This window comes from Pseudomonas sp. TE36184, assembly GCF_054060055.1.
The window spans coordinates 5332886-5350308 of sequence record NZ_JBSSCU010000001.1; the positions used below are offsets into that span (position 1 = coordinate 5332886).

General features: G+C 64.2%; 21 protein-coding genes. 11 read left to right on the forward strand and 10 right to left on the reverse strand.

Translation table 11 applies throughout. The annotated features are described in order from the left end of the window. Position 1: 1 nt before the first annotated feature. Positions 2-712 carry an ABC transporter ATP-binding protein gene (locus ACVWZP_RS24030; protein WP_046381886.1) on the reverse strand — a complete coding sequence of 237 codons (711 nt, stop codon included), beginning with the start codon at positions 710-712 and terminating at the stop codon, positions 2-4. A gap of 6 nt (positions 713-718) precedes the next feature. Continuing rightward, positions 719-1324, reverse strand: a complete 606-nt coding sequence (locus tag ACVWZP_RS24035; RefSeq protein ID WP_046381887.1) for a DUF2796 domain-containing protein — start codon at positions 1322-1324, stop codon at positions 719-721. A gap of 132 nt (positions 1325-1456) precedes the next feature. Between ACVWZP_RS24035 and ACVWZP_RS24040 the strand changes: the two genes are divergently transcribed. Beyond that, positions 1457-1807 (forward strand): hypothetical protein, encoded by a 351-nt coding sequence (locus tag ACVWZP_RS24040; protein ID WP_046381888.1) that lies wholly within the window; start codon positions 1457-1459, stop codon positions 1805-1807. A gap of 101 nt (positions 1808-1908) precedes the next feature. Here ACVWZP_RS24040 and trxA read toward each other — a convergent pair whose 3' ends face one another. Genes trxA through ACVWZP_RS24055 form a run of 3 tightly spaced genes read right to left on the reverse strand, consistent with a single transcriptional unit; the run spans position 1909 to position 3928 of the window. Beyond that, positions 1909-2781 carry a thioredoxin gene (gene trxA, locus ACVWZP_RS24045; protein ID WP_046381889.1) on the reverse strand — a complete coding sequence of 291 codons (873 nt, stop codon included), beginning with the start codon at positions 2779-2781 and terminating at the stop codon, positions 1909-1911. Positions 2782-2813: 32 nt separating this feature from the next. After that, positions 2814-3476 carry a class I SAM-dependent methyltransferase gene (locus ACVWZP_RS24050; protein ID WP_017849583.1) on the reverse strand — a complete coding sequence of 221 codons (663 nt, stop codon included), beginning with the start codon at positions 3474-3476 and terminating at the stop codon, positions 2814-2816. Beyond that, entirely contained in the window at positions 3473-3928 is a 456-nt protein-coding gene (locus ACVWZP_RS24055) for a YbaY family lipoprotein (protein WP_017849582.1), read from the reverse strand. Before ACVWZP_RS24055 ends, ACVWZP_RS24050 begins: the two co-directional genes overlap by 4 nt. A 139-nt stretch (positions 3929-4067) precedes the next feature. Here ACVWZP_RS24055 and nrdR point away from each other — a divergent pair, with 139 nt between their 5' ends. The 10 genes from nrdR (at position 4068) to ACVWZP_RS24105 (ending at position 11516) form a co-directional block, all read left to right on the forward strand. Next, the gene (nrdR, locus tag ACVWZP_RS24060; RefSeq protein ID WP_026140361.1) at positions 4068-4532 is read left to right on the forward strand and encodes a transcriptional regulator NrdR; all 465 of its coding nucleotides are present in this window, start codon (positions 4068-4070) and stop codon (positions 4530-4532) included. Beyond that, entirely contained in the window at positions 4529-5665 is a 1137-nt protein-coding gene (ribD, locus tag ACVWZP_RS24065) for a bifunctional diaminohydroxyphosphoribosylaminopyrimidine deaminase/5-amino-6-(5-phosphoribosylamino)uracil reductase RibD (RefSeq protein WP_046381891.1), read from the forward strand. The genes nrdR and ribD overlap by 4 nt, the downstream gene beginning before the upstream one ends. A gap of 47 nt (positions 5666-5712) precedes the next feature. Continuing rightward, positions 5713-6390, forward strand: a complete 678-nt coding sequence (locus tag ACVWZP_RS24070; RefSeq protein ID WP_017849579.1) for a riboflavin synthase — start codon at positions 5713-5715, stop codon at positions 6388-6390. Positions 6391-6405: 15 nt separating this feature from the next. Next, a complete protein-coding gene (gene ribBA / locus ACVWZP_RS24075) occupies positions 6406-7497 on the forward strand; it encodes a bifunctional 3,4-dihydroxy-2-butanone-4-phosphate synthase/GTP cyclohydrolase II (RefSeq protein WP_017849578.1) in 1092 nt (363 codons plus the stop codon). A gap of 88 nt (positions 7498-7585) precedes the next feature. Further along, positions 7586-8062: a 6,7-dimethyl-8-ribityllumazine synthase gene (gene ribH, locus ACVWZP_RS24080; protein WP_017849577.1), complete on the forward strand. Its 477-nt coding sequence runs from the start codon at positions 7586-7588 to the stop codon at positions 8060-8062. Then, a complete protein-coding gene (gene nusB, locus ACVWZP_RS24085; RefSeq protein WP_017849576.1) occupies positions 8059-8559 on the forward strand; it encodes a transcription antitermination factor NusB in 501 nt (166 codons plus the stop codon). Before ribH ends, nusB begins: the two co-directional genes overlap by 4 nt. 18 nt (positions 8560-8577) lie before the next feature. Then, on the forward strand, positions 8578-9543 hold the full coding sequence (thiL, locus tag ACVWZP_RS24090; RefSeq protein WP_457370195.1) for a thiamine-phosphate kinase: 966 nt from the start codon (positions 8578-8580) through the stop codon (positions 9541-9543). Positions 9544-9685: 142 nt separating this feature from the next. Continuing rightward, entirely contained in the window at positions 9686-10303 is a 618-nt protein-coding gene (gene ribA, locus ACVWZP_RS24095; protein WP_017849574.1) for a GTP cyclohydrolase II, read from the forward strand. Beyond that, positions 10300-10719 (forward strand): nuclear fragile X mental retardation-interacting protein 1, encoded by a 420-nt coding sequence (locus ACVWZP_RS24100; protein WP_026140360.1) that lies wholly within the window; start codon positions 10300-10302, stop codon positions 10717-10719. The genes ribA and ACVWZP_RS24100 overlap by 4 nt, the downstream gene beginning before the upstream one ends. After that, a complete protein-coding gene (locus ACVWZP_RS24105) occupies positions 10716-11516 on the forward strand; it encodes a cobalamin-binding protein (RefSeq protein WP_046381894.1) in 801 nt (266 codons plus the stop codon). The genes ACVWZP_RS24100 and ACVWZP_RS24105 overlap by 4 nt, the downstream gene beginning before the upstream one ends. 28 nt (positions 11517-11544) lie before the next feature. On the opposite strand, the gene ACVWZP_RS24110 is transcribed toward ACVWZP_RS24105, so the two are convergent. The 5 genes from ACVWZP_RS24110 to ACVWZP_RS24130 all read right to left on the reverse strand — a co-directional run bounded on the left by ACVWZP_RS24110 (position 11545) and on the right by ACVWZP_RS24130 (position 17417). After that, positions 11545-13437 (reverse strand): TonB-dependent receptor domain-containing protein, encoded by a 1893-nt coding sequence (locus ACVWZP_RS24110; protein WP_457370196.1) that lies wholly within the window; start codon positions 13435-13437, stop codon positions 11545-11547. 133 nt (positions 13438-13570) lie between these two features. Further along, positions 13571-15469, reverse strand: a complete 1899-nt coding sequence (gene dxs / locus ACVWZP_RS24115) for a 1-deoxy-D-xylulose-5-phosphate synthase (protein WP_177029853.1) — start codon at positions 15467-15469, stop codon at positions 13571-13573. A 110-nt stretch (positions 15470-15579) separates the two neighbouring features. After that, entirely contained in the window at positions 15580-16467 is an 888-nt protein-coding gene (ispA, locus tag ACVWZP_RS24120) for a (2E,6E)-farnesyl diphosphate synthase (protein WP_017849569.1), read from the reverse strand. Beyond that, the gene (locus ACVWZP_RS24125) at positions 16464-16706 is read right to left on the reverse strand and encodes an exodeoxyribonuclease VII small subunit (protein WP_003176346.1); all 243 of its coding nucleotides are present in this window, start codon (positions 16704-16706) and stop codon (positions 16464-16466) included. Before ACVWZP_RS24125 ends, ispA begins: the two co-directional genes overlap by 4 nt. Before the next feature lie 99 nt (positions 16707-16805). Further along, positions 16806-17417 (reverse strand): helix-turn-helix transcriptional regulator, encoded by a 612-nt coding sequence (locus ACVWZP_RS24130; RefSeq protein WP_457370197.1) that lies wholly within the window; start codon positions 17415-17417, stop codon positions 16806-16808. Positions 17418-17423: the final 6 nt, after the last annotated feature.

Consider the following 17423-nt stretch of genomic DNA (forward strand, 5'->3'; position numbering starts at 1 on the left):
CTCAAACCTCTGCGGGCGTGGCGGCGCGATTGAGTTCGGCCAGCGACAGGTGACGGTCGAACAGCGGGGCCAGGCTCTGGTCATGGCTGACAAACAACAGGCTGGCGCCGGCCTCGCGGCATTCGGCGAACAACAGTTGCAGGAAGGCTTCGCGGGCGTCGTAGTCCAGCGCCGAGGTGGGCTCGTCGGCGATCACCAGCTCCGGCTGGCCGATCAGCGCACGGGCGGCGGCCACCCGTTGTTGCTGGCCGATCGACAGCGAGTCGGCGCGGCGCTCCAGCAGGGCGCTGTCCTTCAACCCCAGGTGCGCCAGCAACGCCGCGGCGGCCTGGTCGACACTGCCGTGGCGCTGCTTGGCCCGCTGCGCGCGCAGCTTGGAAAAGTGGCACGGCAACTCGACGTTTTCGCGCACCGACAGGAACGGCAGCAGGTTGAACTGCTGGAAGATGTAGCCGGTATGGTCGACGCGAAAACGGTCGCGGGCACTGGCCGAGAGTTCGGTCAGTTCCTGGCCGAGCAGACGGATGCTGCCTCGGCCGGGTGTCTGCACGCCGCCCAGCAGGCCGAGCAGGGTGGTCTTGCCACTGCCGCTGGGGCCCTTGAGAAACAGGGTCTCCCCCGGTTCCAGGCGGAACGCGGGGATGTCCAGCAACGGCGGGTGTCCGGGCCAGTTGAAGCCCAGGTCGGACAGTTCGATCAATGCGTGGCTCATGGCTACTCAGAACTTCAGGGTGGCTGCTGTGACCGTCGCTTCCACACCTTGCTGGCCGCTCGGGCCGATCAGTTGTACCTGAATTTTCTGGGTGGCGGGGAAGGTCTTGAACACTTGGCTCAGGTCGAGGTTGCTCAAGGCCGTCGGCGTGGCGCAGGTGAACTGGTAGTGGGCGTGGATTTCGCTGTGGTCGTGATGGTGCTCGTGGGCGGCCGCGTCTTTGTCGGCGGTGGCGTGGTCGTCATCGTCGTCATCATGCTCGGCTTCGGGCTTGTCGCCGAACAGCGGGCTGTTGAGTTCCTGGGTGCTGACCACGCAACCGGCGGCCTTGGGCAGGTTGAACAGGGCGGCTGGGTTTTCCAGCTGTTTGCGCACGGCGGCGACCTTGGCTTTGTCGGCGGCGCTGGTGGCCGGGTGTTCGAACCCCACCAGGTTCATCGCCGGGCTGTCCAGCTCAAGCTCCAGGGCCTGGCCGTCGAGCACCGCGTTGAGACGGCCGACCCCATGTTCATGGGCTCCCAGGCTGGCATGCTCATGATCATGCTCGTCAGCGGCGTGGGCGATAGCCAGTGGCAGCAGGGCAAACGGCAAAGCAAGCAGCAGACGGCGCATGGGGAAGCTCCAGAACATGAAATTTATGTTATGTGATCTTATAACAATAGTGTCGAGAGTTTGACCGTCCGCTTGGCGTTGCGCAAGCCGCATGGGAGCATGCCCGTCGGAAAAAATGCAGGAGTAGGGACGATGTTGCGGATTCGTGGAACTGTCGGCGACCTGCCGGTGGACTTGACTCTGGAGCTGGATGACGCTGATTGGGCACGCCTGCGCGCGCAGTTGCAGACGACGCCGGTGCCCAGCGCCACCGCTGCGCCGGCCGTTGCGGTCAAGCAGAACGATGACCTGTGGCAGAACGCCCAGGACCTGTTGCGCGCCGCCGGCCAGCTCAACGGGCTGGAATTGCTCGATCAACTGGAAGGACTGGCCGGCGACGCCGCAGCGGGCAAGCGCCTGCTGGTGCGCCTGCGCCATAGCGGCCAGGTCAAGGTCAGCAGCGGCGGTGATACGCCGCTCTATACCTGGATTGACCCGTTGTAGGCGCGAGCTTGCTTGCGAAGAGCGTCAACCACAACGCGCCCATCCTGAATGAATGCGGTGTCCTTGAGTTTTTCGCGAGCAAGCTCGCTCCTACAGGGCGATTAGTACAGCGCGGCGAACAGCTTGCGGCGGTACGCGGTCACCAGCGGGTGATCGTTGCCCAGCAGTTCGAACACCTGCAGCAAGGTCTTGTGCGGCAAGCCTTCGCTGTAGCTGCGGTTGCGGATGAACAGTTTGAGCAAGCCTTCCAGCGCGGCATCGTACTGCTGGCGCGCCAGTTGCTGAATGGCCAACTGATAGGCCGCTTCGTCGTCCTGCGGGTTTTGCGCCAGGCGGCTTTTCAGGTCGGCGGGGTCGGGCAGGTCGGCGGCCTGGCGCAGGAAGGTGATTTGCGCCTTGGCGCCAGCGAGGGCGGCCTTGTGCTCGTCGCTCTTGACGGCGTCGAGAACGGCCTGGGCTTCGCCCAATTCACCGCGTTCGGCCAGGCAGCGCGCGTACAGAATCAGCGCGCCGGCGTTGCTGTTGTCTTCGCCCAGCAGCGCGACCAGCACGGCTTCGGCTTCACTGATACGGCCCTCGGTAAACAGCGCCTGAGCCTGCTCCAGCGGGTCCGCCGCAGCCGGCGGCGGCATCTGCACGTGAGGTTCGAGCATCGCCCGTACCGCCGACTCCGGCTGCGCCCCGGCAAACCCGTCCACCGGTTGGCCGTCCTTGAACAGCACCACCGTCGGCAGGTTGCGAATACCAAAGCGCGCAACGATGTCCTGCTCGGCCTCGCAATCGACCTTGGCCAGCAGCAATTGGCCCTGATAACTCTCGGCGATCTTCGCCAGCATCGGCATCAACGCCTTGCACGGCGCGCACCACTCGGCCCAGAAGTCCACGAGCACGGGCTTTTCGAAGGAGTTCTGGATCACCGCCTGGTCGAACGTGGCGGTGGTGGCGTCGAAGATATACGGCGTGGGCTCACTCATGGGGCGTCTCGAATAAAGCGGGAATGGGGCAACTATAAGGGCTGGCGCCGCGAATGGTACAGGCTCACCTTGCGAAACTCCCAAGGCTCGGCCAAGTCCGGCAATGTCAGGGCATCGAGTATCGCCAGGCGCTGATAATCCGGATGCTGAAAGTCCCGCACCCGCGAGTCCGCCACCAGTGCTTCACGCCCGCGCGTGAGGAACTGGTCGAGCAGCGGCAGGTTGGCGCGGTCGTAGAGCACGTCGGCCACCAGGATCAGGTCGAAGCGGTCGGCCTCGGCGAAAAAGTCCGTCGAATAGCCCAGTTCAACCCCGTTGAGTTCGGCATTCGCACGGCAGGACGCCAATGCCAGTGGGTCCAGGTCGCAGGCCACCACTTCCAGCGCGCCGGCCTTGGCGGCGGCAATCCCGGCGACGCCGGAGCCGGCGCCGAAATCCAGCACGCGCTTGCCCGCGACCCATTCCGGGTTCGCCGCCAGGTAGCGTGCGAGTGCCAGGCCGCTGGCCCAGCAAAAACTCCAGTAGGGCGGCTCATGCAGGATGCGCCGGGTTTCTTCGGGGCTGAAGGCGCGGTCCATGTTGTCGGCGTCGAGCAGCCACAACGCCAGGTCGGTGCCCGGCAACGGGCAGGGCACCAGCTGTGCGTCGCCGATCAGGGCGCTCAGCGCCCGTTGCAGGTCGAGCGGTGGCGTCATGGTGCCTTGACGAGTTGCAGGGGGCCGGTGGTCTGGGTGATGGCCTGGGTGATGCGTACCGCGGGCAGGTGCAGGATCAGTTGGCCGGACTGGCTGGCGCGCCCGCGCAGTTCGACCCGCGCACCGGCCGGGAACGCGTCGGGGCTGAAGCGCAGGCGGAAGGCCAGGGGCTTGCCGTTGCCGCTCAGCACGCTGCTGGCGAGCAGTTGTTGCGGGCGGCTGCGGTCGTCGATCACCAACAGCGCCATTTCGACTTCGGCGCCGGCGGGCACGTTGGTCAGGCTGCCGTTGATCTCACGCTGGTAGGCCGGCAGCGGGCCGAGGTCTTCGATGCCGGGGACTTTTTTCTCTTGCGCCGGCTGAGGCTGCGGCGTCGAAGGTTTTGGGGCTTCGCTGCTGCAGGCGACCAGAAAACCGAACAAGGTGAGTAAAACGAGTGGTCGTAACTGCATGTACGGCTCCAGAAAGGACAAAATCCGTGGCTTAAAAAACAGGAAACATAATCGTCAGCCTATATACCGTAAAGGCTATGGCTTGTCTTGCCACGGGGATGCGCTACCATGGCCCTCCCTTTTTTTGTTGCCTGCCACCATGCACTGTCCCTTCTGCGGTGCCAACGACACCAAGGTCATTGACTCGCGTCTGGTCGCCGAGGGCGATCAAGTGCGTCGCCGGCGCGAATGCCTGGCCTGCGGTGAACGTTTCACCACCTTCGAAACCGCCGAACTGGTATTGCCGCGCCTGATCAAATCCGACGGCAGCCGCCAGCCTTTCGACGAAGACAAATTGCGCGCCGGTATGCAGCGCGCCCTGGAAAAACGCCCGGTGAGTGTCGAGCGGCTGGAGGCGGCGCTGGCGCATATCAAGCACAAGTTGCGCGCGACCGGCGAGCGCGAGGTCAAGTCCCTGGTGGTTGGAGAGCTGGTGATGGGCGAGCTGCAAAAGCTCGACGAAGTCGCCTATATCCGTTTCGCTTCGGTGTATCGACGTTTCCAGGACCTCAATGAGTTCCGCGAAGAGATCGACCGCCTGGCCCGTGAGCCGATCAAAAAATGAACCCACCGTCTGCTGAACAGGCCATCCTCGACGCCCATTACATGGCCCGCGCCCTCGAACTGGCGCGCAACGGCCTGTACACCACCCATCCCAACCCGCGTGTGGGTTGCGTGATTGTGCGCGATGGGCAGATCGTCGGCGAAGGTTGGCATGTACGTACCGGCGAGCCCCATGCAGAAGTGCATGCCTTGCGCGCAGCCGCTGACAAAGCCCGTGGCGCCACGGCCTACGTCACCCTGGAACCCTGCAGCCATTACGGCCATACCCCGCCGTGCGCCGATGCGCTGGTGAGTGCCGGGGTGGCGCGGGTGGTCGCGGCGATGCAGGACCCCAACCCGGATGTCGCCGGGCGCGGTATGCAGCGTTTGGCCCAGGCCGGCATCGAAGTGCGCAGCGGTGTGCTCGAAGTGGAAGCGCGGGCGCTCAATAAAGGTTTCCTCAAACGCATGGAACACGGCCTGCCGTTTGTGCGTGTCAAGCTGGCGATGAGCCTGGACGGCCGCACCGCGATGGCCAGCGGCGAGAGCCAATGGATCACCGGCCCCGCCGCCCGCGCCGCCGTGCAGCGCCTGCGCGCCGAGGCCAGCGTAGTGCTGACCGGCGCCGACACCGTGCTGGCCGATGGTGCGCGCCTGACCGTGCGCGCCGCCGAACTCGGCCTGGACGCAGAAACCACCGCGCTGGCCATGTCGCGTCCGCCGCTGCGCGTATTGATCGACGGCCGCCTGCGGGTGCCGCTCAATGCGCCGTTCTTCAAGGCCGGCCCGGCGCTGGTCATCACCTGTGTCACTGCGGAAAACCAGTTCCCCCGTGGCCCCGAGTGCCTGGTGGTGCCCGGTGTCGATGGCCAGGTCGACCTGCGCTCGGCGCTGGTGGCGTTGGCGGCCCGTGGCGTCAACGACGTGCTGGTGGAAGCCGGGCCAAGCCTGGCGGGCGCGTTCGCCCAGCAGGGCCTGGTGGACGAATACGTGATTTTCGTCGCCGGCAAGTTCCTCGGCTCCGCAGCCCGGCCTTTGCTGGACTGGCCGCTTGAGAAACTGGCCGACGCGCCCCAACTCAAGATCACTGAAATGCGCGCTGTGGGCGATGACTGGCGAGTCACTGCCATCCCTGTGCCAGCAGCGAGCGTATAATTCTGACCGGGCGCTCAAACGCCCGCACCGTTTTCCAGGAGAAGGCCATGTTCACCGGCATTATCGAATCCATCGGCAGCATCCGTGCCATGACCCCCAAGGGCGGCGACGTGCGCCTGCTGGTTGACACTGGCAAGCTCGACCTGGGCGACGTCAAGCTGGGCGACAGCATCGCCGTCAGCGGCGTGTGCCTGACCGTCGTCGACTTGCCGGGCAACGGCTTTGCCGCCGATGTCAGCCGCGAAACCCTGGACTGCACGGCGATGAGCGACCTCAAGGCCGGCAGCCCGGTCAACCTGGAAAAAGCCCTGACCCCGACCACGCGCCTGGGCGGTCATCTGGTCAGCGGCCATGTCGACGGCGTCGGCGAAGTAGTGGCGCGCAGCGAAAACGCCCGCGCCGTGGAGTTCCGCATCCGCGCGCCCAAGGAGTTGGCCAAATACATCGCCCACAAAGGCTCGATCACCGTCGATGGCACCAGCCTGACCGTGAACGCCGTGGATGGCGCCGAATTCGCACTGACCATCATTCCCCACACCCTGAGCGAAACCATCATGGCGTCGTACCAGCCAGGTCGCCGGGTGAACCTGGAAGTCGACTTGCTTGCCCGTTACCTGGAGCGCCTGCTTATGGGCGATAAGGCCGCAGAGTCTGACTCTCGACAAAAGCCTGCCAGTAACATCACCGAAAGTTTTCTGGCCGCTAACGGCTACCTGAAATCCTGACCAAGGGGGTGCCCTGTGGCGCTCAATAGCATCGAAGAACTGGTTGAAGATATCCGCCAAGGCAAGATGGTCATCCTGATGGATGACGAAGACCGTGAGAACGAAGGCGACATCATCATGGCCGCCGAGGCGTGCAAGCCGGAGCACATCAACTTCATGGCCAAGCACGCCCGTGGGTTGATCTGCATGCCCATGAGCCGCGAACGCTGCGAGTTGCTCAAGCTGCCGCTGATGGCGCCGCGCAACGGTTCCGGGTTTGGCACCAAGTTCACCGTATCGATCGAGGCCACCACCGGCGTGACCACCGGGATCTCCGCCGCCGACCGTGCGCGCACCGTGCAAGCGGCCGCCGCGAAAGACGCCAAGGCCGAAGACATCGTCAGCCCGGGCCACATCTTCCCGCTGATGGCCCAGCCGGGCGGCACCCTGGCCCGCGCCGGCCACACCGAAGCCGCCTGCGACCTGGCGCGCATGGCCGGTTTCGAGCCGAGCGGGGTGATCTGCGAAGTGATGAACGACGACGGCACCATGGCCCGTCGTAGCGAACTCGAAACCTTTGCCGCCCAACACAACCTCAAGATCGGCACGATTGCCGACCTGATTCACTACCGGATGATCCACGAACGTACCGTTCAGCGGATTGCCGAGCAGCCGCTGGACAGCGAACTGGGCCAATTCAACCTGGTGACCTACCGTGATTCGGTGGAAGGCGACGTTCACATGGCGCTGACCCTGGGCACCATCTGCGCCGACGAACCGACCCTGGTGCGCGTGCATAACATGGACCCGCTGCGCGACCTGTTGATGGTCAAGCAACCCGGGCGCTGGAGCCTGCGCGCCGCGATGGCCGCGGTGTCCGAGGCCGGCAGCGGGGTGGTATTGCTGTTGGGCAACCCGGTGGATGGCGACGTCTTGCTCGCGCATATCCGCGAAACCGCCGAGCAGGCCCAGGTCAAAACGCCGACCACCTACAGCATCGTCGGTGCCGGTTCGCAGATCCTGCGTGACCTCGGCGTGCGCAAAATGCGCCTGATGAGCGCACCGATGAAATTTAATGCGATATCCGGTTTCGACCTGGAAGTTGTAGAATACGTGCCCTCCGAATAAAGGCTGGCGATTTTCGCCCCTTGTTCGCGGTTAAATCATCACTGAGGGACGCACTTTTCGCGTCCCGGCTCTTTAAGAGATTTGTCGAATGACCCTGAAGACCATCGAAGGTACCTTCATCGCCCCCAAAGGCCGCTATGCCCTGGTGGTTGGCCGCTTCAACAGCTTCGTGGTTGAAAGCCTGGTAAGCGGTGCCGTGGACGCCCTGGTTCGCCACGGTGTGAGCGAGAGCGACATCACCATCATCCGTGCCCCTGGCGCCTTCGAAATTCCACTGGTTGCGCAAAAAGTTGCGCAACGGGGTGAATACGCGGCGATCGTCGCCCTGGGCGCGGTCATTCGTGGCGGTACGCCGCACTTCGAATACGTGGCTGGCGAATGCACCAAGGGCCTGGCCCAGGTGTCCATGGAGTTCGGCGTACCGGTTGCATTCGGCGTGCTGACCGTGGATTCGATCGAACAAGCCATCGAACGTTCCGGCACCAAGGCCGGTAACAAAGGTGCTGAAGCTGCCCTGTCCGCCCTGGAAATGGTCAGCCTGCTGGCGCAGTTGGAGGCCAAGTGATTTCCGACGAGAGCGATCGTTTCAACCCGCGTGACCCACGCCCAGCCGACGCTGGCAAGCCGTCCAAGAGCGTCAAGCGTCGCGAAGCGCGTCAGCTTGCGACCCAGGCGCTGTATCAGTGGCACATGGCGAAAACCTCGCTGAACGAAATCGAGGCGCAATTTCGCGTCGACAACGATTTCAGCGACGTCGATGCCAGCTACTTCCACGACATCCTGCACGGCGTCCCGGCCAATAAGACCGAAATCGACATCGCGCTGGCACCGTGCCTGGACCTGACCCTCGACGAGCTGGACCCGGTTGAACTGGCCGTACTGCGCCTGTCCACCTGGGAGTTGCTCAAGCGCGTCGACGTGCCGTACCGCGTGGTGATCAACGAAGGCATCGAACTGGCGAAAGTCTACGGTTCGACCGACGGTCACAAGTTCGTCAACGGCGTGCTCGACAAGCTGGCCCCGCGCCTGCGCGAAGCCGAAGTGAAGGAACACAAGCGCTGATCCGCGCTTGAGTTCCCGATGGGCGAGTTTGAGCTGATCCGCAAATACTTCGCCGCCGCGCCTTGTGCGCAGGGCGGCGAGGGCATTGCCCTGGGGATCGGCGATGACTGCGCCTTGCTGGCGCTCCCCGCCGGGGAGCAGTTGGCAATCTCCACCGATACCTTGGTGGCCGGCGTGCATTTCGCCGACCCCTGTGATCCGTTCCTGCTCGGCCAGCGCTCGCTGGCCGTGGCGGTGAGCGATCTGGCCGCCATGGGCGCCGACCCCATCGCGTTTACCCTGGCCCTCACAACACCCACCGTCGATGCCGATTGGCTGCAACGCTATGCTCAGGGTTTGAACGCCATGGCGCAGAGCTGCCGCGTGGGCCTGGTCGGCGGCGACACCACGCGCGGGCCGCTGAGCCTGACCATGACCGTGTTCGGCCGTGTACCGGCCGGGCAAGCGTTGACCCGCAGCGGTGCGCGGCCGGGTGACTTGCTGTGTGTGGGCGGGGAATTGGGCAACGCGGCGGGAGCGCTGCCGTTGGTGCTGGGCCAGCGCAGCGCCGAGGCCAGCATCGCCGACCCGCTGCTGGCGCATTACTGGTCGCCGCAACCGCAGTTGGCCCTGGGCGTTGCCCTTCGGGGCAAGGCGACGTCTGCAATGGATATTTCCGACGGGCTCCTGGCCGATTGTGGGCATATCGCTAAGGCATCGGCTGTCAGCCTGCTGGTCGAGCGCCAGCGACTGCCGTTATCCAAGGCCTTGCTCGCGTTTGTCGGCGATGACGTGGCGCGGGTGGCGGCCTTGAGTGGCGGCGACGACTATGTGTTGGTGTTCACCCTGCCACCGGCCGGGCTGGCACCATTGCTGGCGGGCGGCTGGCCGGTGCATGTGATCGGCCGGGTCGAGGCGGGGCAGGGGGTGACGCTGCTCGACGCGAACGGGCGCGACATCACCCCGGCCGTTCGCGGTTATCAACATTTTCGCGAGACGCCCTGAGTCAGCATTCTGACCTGCATAGAACCGAGACGAAGGCCAATCGAGCCGATTGATCTTTATCAACGATAATTCAGCTTAAGCGTCTGTAGGAACGTGCTGTTACAATGCCCGCCTCTGTGAAATCTGAAATCAGGAGCACACGGTGCCCGTCGTTTTCGTCGCTGCTTCCAAGCTGCCTACCCCTTTTGCCATGTTCACCATGCATGGCTTCCTCGAAGAAGCCAACGGGCGCGAGCACGTCGTGCTCAGCCTGGGCGATATCGCCGATGGCGCGCCGGTACTGGGCCGCATCCACTCCGAGTGCCTGACCGGCGACGCGCTGTTCAGCCAGCGCTGCGACTGTGGTTCGCAACTGGAAGCGGCGATGCGCGCCATTGCCCATGAAGGCCGCGGCATCTTGCTGTACTTGCGCCAGGAAGGTCGTGGCATTGGCCTGCTGAATAAAATCCGCGCCTACGAGTTGCAGGACGGCGGCGCCGACACCGTTGAAGCCAACGAGCGCCTGGGCTTTGCCGCCGACCAGCGTGATTACGGCATCTGCCTGCCGATGCTGGAGCACCTGGGCGTGAAATCCCTGCGCTTGATGACCAACAACCCACGCAAGGTCAAAGCCTTGACCGAGATGGGCATCACCGTCGCCGAGCGCGTGCCGCTGCACACCGGGCACAACCCGCACAACAAGCTCTACCTGGCGACCAAAGCCAGCAAGCTCGACCACATGATGGGCAACGAACACCAGGGCGAGGTCGACCGCGCGTGACTCGAGGCCAGGTGAAACGGCGACTGTCCTTCAATTGGTGGCAGTACCTGGCGCTGGCGTTGCTGCCATTGTTCGTGATCAACCTGGTGTTCGCTCAGGCCGAACCGCTGTTGCCGGTGCTGGCCATGCCGTTCTTCATTGCGGGCGTGGCCTCGATGTTTCTCAGCCTGCGCTATTTTCATGGCTATAAACATGCGTTGATCGCCACCTCTAAAGCCCTCGATACCGCAGAAGAGCCGGCGGCCTGGATCACCCTCGCCGCCCGTCGGCGCACGGCGTTGCTGATTGCCTCCGTGCCCGCCTGGATCGGTGCGCTGGCGGTATTCGTCGGCCTGGAAGCGGTGCCGTTGTTCCTGCTGGCGTTGTCGACCCTGGTGTTGTTTTACCTCTACCGCATCCCGCGTCAATTGGGATGAAGCCTCGCTGGCTGGCGCTCCTGCTGCTGGCGTTCGCTGCCCAGGCCCTGGCGGTCGAGCGGGTGGTCAGCCTGGCGCCGTCGCTGTCGGAAATCGTGGTTGAACTGGGCGCTGCCGACCTGTTGGTGGGCGTGCTCGATGGCGGCGAGCGGCCAGCGGCGCTGGCGAAGGTCGCGTCGGTCGGGCGCTATGGGCAATTGAACATCGAGCGCTTGCTCAGCCTCAAGCCCGACCTGATCCTGCTCTGGCCCGGCAGCATCGGCCCGGCCCAGCGTGAACAGTTGCAGCGCCTGAATATCCCGGTCTACGTCGCCGAACCCCATAACCTCGAACAACTGACCCAGCAGGTCCAGGCCATCGCCGAGCAACTGGGGCGCGCCGACGCCGGCCGGCAATTGTCTGCGCAGTTGCGCCAGCGCCTGGCCGGGTTGCGCCAGCGCTATCAGCGTGCCGAACCCTTGCGGGTGTTTTACCAAGTGTGGAGCCCGCCTTTGTACACCGTGGGCGGTGGGCAGATCATCAGCGATGCGCTGAGTGTGTGCGGCGCGCGCAATGTGTTCGACGACCTCACGCTGCCTGCGCCGCAGGTCAGCGTCGAGTCGGTGCTGCAGCGCAACCCCGAGGTGATTCTGGCGGCGGATCAACCGCAGTTGGATGCCTGGAAAGCCTGGCCGCAGCTGGCGGCGGTGGCGCAGGGGCGTTTGCTGTTGGTGCCGGACAAAGGCCTGGAACGGCCGAGCGGGCAGATGTTGGAAGCCTTGGCGCGGTTGTGTCAGGTGATTGCGCCGAACCGCTGACGCAATCGCAGGCACGCCGACGTTTCTATCAGAGCGTCGGCGTCCAGGTCACGCCAACCCTCCACACCCGACCTTCTTCCCGATAGTCCTGATTGTTCAGGAACGCCGGATCGTCATAGCTGTAACGTGCCCGAGCGTAAGTCTTGTCCAGCACGTTATCGACTTTCAGCGACAACGCCACTTCCCGGCTGAGCGCCCAACTGCTGCGCAGCCCGAGCAAGGCATAACCGCCCAGGCGATTGCGATTGGCTTCGTCGTCGTAGCTGCTGCTGATCGCCTGCCAGCTCGCACCGACGCCGAGTTGATCGAATTGCCGATCCAGGTCCAGGTTCAGGGTGCGCCGCGCACGGCGGGCGAGGGTGTGGCCGCTGTCGCGGTCGCGCGGGTCGATCAGCGAAACGCCCAGGTTGCCCTGCCAGCCGAACAGCTCGTGCTTGAGCGCGGCTTCAAAACCATTGATCCGCGCCGCTGCGACGTTCTGCGGTTTGCCGCCGTCGAGAATGATCGCGTCGCTCAAGTCGGTGCGGTACAGCGAGGTTTCCAGGCGCGTGTGGTCGCCGAGCTGGCTGCGCCATTGCAGCTCGTAACTCTTGGAGGTCTCGGGCTGAAGATTCGGGTTGCTGTACTGCGTGTCCGGGTAATAGAGGTCATTGAAGGTCGGCGCACGGAAGCCTTCGCTGTAGCTGAGCAGCACATCGTTGTCGGGGTTGATCGGCACGGTGAGGGTGCCGCTCCAGCTGTTCTGGCTGCCAAACTGTTGGTTCTGGTCATGGCGCAGGCCCAGTTCGGTGGAAAACCACTCGCTGCGGAAACGATGCTGGACAAAGGCGGCGCGGTTCCAGCGGCTGTTTTCGGTAAACGTGGTGGAGCCGTGGAAACGGTCTTCGTACCAGTCGCCGCCGAGGATCAGGCTGTTGCGCTCATTCAGGGTCAGGTCGTTCTGCCAGTTGAGCGAGTCGCGGTAGGTGTTGAACACGCTGAAGTCATCGCTGAGCGTATCGCGCTTGGTGTCGCGGTTCTCGCTGTGGCCCAGTTCCAGGCGCGATTGCCAGCGTTCGCTGAGGCGGGCGTCGACATAGCCGCTGGCGCTGCTCACGGCGTAGTCGGTGTAGGGTTTCTGGCCGACGCTCTGGCCGGTGGCGACGTCGTAGCGGCCGAAGCTGTTGTCGTACTCCGACTTGCCGCGGCTATCCAGCAGGTTGAAACCGGCTTCCAACGCGTCACTGAAACTGTGGCTGAGGTTCAGGCTGACGGACTGGTTGCGGTAGGCATCATGGTCGCCATCGCTGGGAAACGAGGTGTGTGTCGAGTTGATGCCGGCGCTTTCATCCAGGCTCGCGCCCAGGTTGAAGCGCGTGTGTTCGTCGCCGCCGGACAGCCCGAGGCTACGTTCCCAGCTCTGGTGGCTGCCGAAGCCCAGCCGTAGGCGCGGCTGCAGGCCCTGTTCGGCGTTGCGCCGGGTAAACACCTGGATCACCCCGCCAATCGCATCGCTGCCGTAGATCACCGAGCGCGAGCCGCGCAGCACTTCGACGCGCTCGATCTGGTCCACATTCAGGTATTGCAGGCCGCTGTCGCCGGAGGTGGCGTTGGCGATGCGCTGGCCATCCACCAGCACCAGGCTTTGCGCGGACTTGGTGCCGCGCAGGTAGATGCCCGGCAAACTACCACGGCCGCCGGTGGGCGCCACTTGCACGCCGGGCACGCGGCTGAGCAGGTCGGTCAGGCTGGTGGGTTGCAGGCGGTCGATGTCGTCGCGGGTGAAGACGGTGTTGGCGGCGCTGCTGTCGTTGCGCGCCTGGACCTGGCGGTTGGCGCTGATGACCACGTCGGGGAGTTTCAGCGCGGCGTCGCGGCTGTCGGCGAGCAGGTCGTGGGCTGGCAGAAGCAGCAAGGGCAGGGCAAGGCGCAGGTGATTCATAGAGCGGTCCATAGCTTTTTGTAGGAGCGAGCTTGCTCGCGAAAAACCTGAGGACGCCGCGTGCATACAGAGTGCACGCGTCATCGTTGACGTTTTTCGCGAGCAAGCTCGCTCCTACAGAAGTCTCGGGGGGTTATAAACCCAGGAGTGTCATGCGTTCGCGGACCGACGCCTCGATACCCGCCTCGTCGAGCCCGCACTCGGCGAGCATCTGCGCCGGCTTGGCGTGTTCGACGTACACATCCGGCAAGCCCAGGTGCAGCACCGACTTGAGGATGTTCTCGCGCGCCAGGAACTCGCTGACCGCCGCACCGGCACCGCCCATGATGGCGTTTTCTTCGACCGTCACCAGCAGTTCATGGCCGGCGGCGATCTCGCGCACCAGTGCTTCATCCAGCGGTTTGACGAAACGCATGTCGACCACGGTGGCGTCGATCTTCTCGGCGACTTTCAGGGCTTCGGCCAGTTGCACGCCGAACACCAGGAACGCGGTCTTGCTGCCTTGGCGTCGCACAATGCCCTTGCCGATTTCGATCGGCGCCAGGTCTTTTTCGATCACCGCGTTCGGGCCGGTGCCGCGCGGGTAGCGCACGGCGGCCGGGCCGTTGTAGAGGTGGCCGGTGCTGAGCATCTTGCGCAGTTCGTTTTCGTCGCTCGGCGTCATCACCAGCATGCCGGGGATGCAACGCAGGTAGGACAGGTCGAAGCTGCCGGCGTGGGTCGGGCCGTCTTCGCCGACCAGTCCGGCGCGGTCGATGGCGAACAGTACGTCGAGGTGCTGCACCGCGACGTCATGCACCAACTGGTCATAAGCGCGCTGCAGGAAGGTGGAGTAGATCGCCACCACCGGCTTGGCGCCTTCGCAGGCCATGCCTGCGGCGAATGTCACCGCGTGCTGCTCAGCGATGGCGACGTCGAAGTAGCGCAGCGGGAAACGCTCGCTGAACGCCACCAGGTCGGAACCTTCCTTCATCGCCGGGGTAATCCCCACCAGGCGCGGGTCGGCGGCGGCCATGTCGCACAGCCATTCGCCGAACACACCGGAGTACTTTGGCCCGCTGGCTTTTTTCGGCACGGCGGCGGGGGCGTCGAGGGGGTCGAGCTTGGTGATCGCGTGGTAACCGATCGGGTCGACTTCCGCCGGGGCGAAGCCTTTGCCTTTCTTGGTGACGATGTGCAGGAACTGCGGGCCTTTGAGGTCACGCATGTTGCGCAGCGTGGCGATCAGGGTCGGCAGGTCGTGGCCGTCGATGGGGCCGATGTAGTTCCAGCCCAGCTCTTCGAACAGCGTGCCGGGCACCAGCATGCCTTTGGCATATTCTTCGGTGCGGCGGGCGATTTCCCACGCGCCGGGCAAGCGCGACAGCACTTTCTTACTGCCTTCGCGCATGCTGGCGTAGGTCCGGCTGGAAAGGATCTTCGCCAGGTAGTTGGACAGGCCGCCGACATTGCGCGAGATCGACATGTCGTTGTCGTTGAGGATCACCAGCATGTTGGCGTCCACTTCCGGCGCATGGTTCAGCGCTTCGAAAGCCATGCCGGCGGTCAGCGCGCCGTCACCGATCACCGCAATCGCCTTGCGATCGCTGCCTTGCAGGCGCGAGGCGATCGCCATGCCCAGCGCGGCACTGATCGAGGTGCTGGAGTGGCCGACGCCAAAGGTGTCGTACTCGCTCTCCGAGCGACGCGGGAAGGCGGCGATGCCGTCCTTCTGGCGCAGGGTGCTCATGCGCTCGCGACGGCCGGTGAGGATTTTATGCGGATACGCCTGATGGCCTACGTCCCACACCAGCCGGTCGTCCGGGGTGTCGAACACGTAATGCAGCGCGATGGTCAGCTCGATGACGCCCAGGCCGGCACCGAAATGCCCACCGGTCTGGCCGACCGTGTAGAGCAATTCCAGGCGCAATTCATCGGCCAGGGTTACCAGCTCGGCTTCACCCAGACGACGCAGGCCGTCCGGCGTGACAGCACGGTCGAGCAGAGGCGTGGACGGGCGTTTGCGGGGAATCTCTTGAAACGTCGTGGGCATCAGGCGAATCGTTATAGGTATAGAAGAGGCGGCAGTTTACCTCAAGCATCGCAAACTGCCCACGCAGAGCACCGAACTTGACCGATATGTGGCTGTAATGGCCGCGGTTATCAGTGACGACGTTCGACGATGTACCGCGCCAGGTCTCGCAGGGGCTCGGCCGCTGCGTCGAAAGGTCGCAGGGCGGCCAGGGCCTGGTCGCGCAGTTCCAGGGCATAGGCCTTGGCGGCATCCAGCCCGAGCAGCGCAGGATAAGTCGGTTTGTCCCGTGCGATATCGGCGCCCTGACGTTTGCCCAGGGTGGCGGTGTCACTTTCTACGTCGAGAATGTCGTCCTGCACCTGGAACGCCAGGCCGATGGCCCCGGAGTAAACCTGCAAGGCCGCCAATTGCGCGGCTTCGGCACGCCCACTGGCCAGGGCGCCCAGGTGGACGGCGGCTTCGATCAGGGCGCCGGTCTTGTGCCGATGCATGTGTTCGAGGGCCTGTTGATCGAGCTTCTGGCCCACCGAGCCGAGATCGATGGCCTGGCCACCGACCATCCCGGCGGGGCCTGCGGCCACCGCCAGGGTGGTGACCATGCGCAAGCGGATCTCGGCATTCACGCTGCTCAAACTCGGGTCGAGCAATGCGCTGAACGCCAGGCTTTGCAGGCCATCGCCGGCGAGGATCGCGCAGGCTTCGTCAAAGGCTTTATGGGTGGTCGGCTGGCCGCGACGCAGGTCATCGTCGTCCATCGCCGGCAAATCGTCATGCACCAGGGAATAGGCGTGAATCAACTCCACCGCGCAGGCCGCGCCGTTGGCCTGTTCGGCAGGCGCGCCGAGGGCTTCGCAGGCCGCATAGGCCAGCAACGGGCGCACCCGCTTGCCGCCATTCATCACGCTGTAGCGCATGGCCTCGTAGAGCCGTTTCATTTCCGGGCTTGGCGCAACAAACAAGGGCTCCAGCGCCGCATTGACCCGGGCTTGGCTACTGGCCTGATACGCGTCGATCATTCGGGCTGTTCCGCATCGAAAGGTTCTTCGGCCAACTCCCCGTCGCGTTCGAGCAACACCTGGACCTTCTGCTCCGCCTGCGCCAACGCGCTCTGGCAGTCGCGGGTCAGGCCGATGCCTTGTTCAAACGCCGTCAGCGAGTCTTCCAGCGACAACTCGCCGTTCTCCAGACGCTCGACCAGGGTTTGCAGGTCGGCGAGGGATTGTTCGAAATCGAGTGCAACTTTTTTGCGGGCCATGGCGGCTATTCCGGTAGACGGTAAACCGGCGCGACACTAGCAGACATGGGGGATGGGGGCAAATGAACGGGGCGACTGAGCCGATTGCGCGGTCGCCTGTTACTGCGCCGCCGCGGCGCGCAAATAGTTATACACACTGGCCCGGGAAATCTTGAAGTAGTCGCCGACGTAGTCGACAAAGTTACGCACATCCAGCAGGCCGTGCTCCCGCGCCTGCACCAGCACCTGGATGATTTCGCTACGGCCGAAATCGGCGGGTTTCAAATGATTTTCGGCGGCGAGGGTTTCGATGATCTCATTGAGTTTTTCCCGCCAATCGCCGCTGAACAGCGATTCTGGGCGCCCCTGGGACTGCTGGCCCACGGCAAAGCCGCTGATCAGTTTCTGCACTTGGGCCAGGGCGGTCACATCGAAGTTCAGGCACAGCAAGGCGCAGGGTTCACCGTTGGCGGCACGGGCGACGAGGGAGATCGAACGCAACTGACGGCTGTTGATCCCGGTCTTTTCATACGGCCCGACGGTGTCGGGTCCGGCAGCCAACTCAGCCAGGTCAGTGATCAGCGATTCATCCCCGACCTGACGTCGGGAAAAGCCATTGGCGATGTGTGCAATACGCCCGGTGTGCAGGTCGTGTACCACGGCTTCCAGGTCCGGATAGAGCAGGGCGGCGATGCCGTTGGCGGTTGCCTTGATGAATGCGATATCGACCATGGGTTA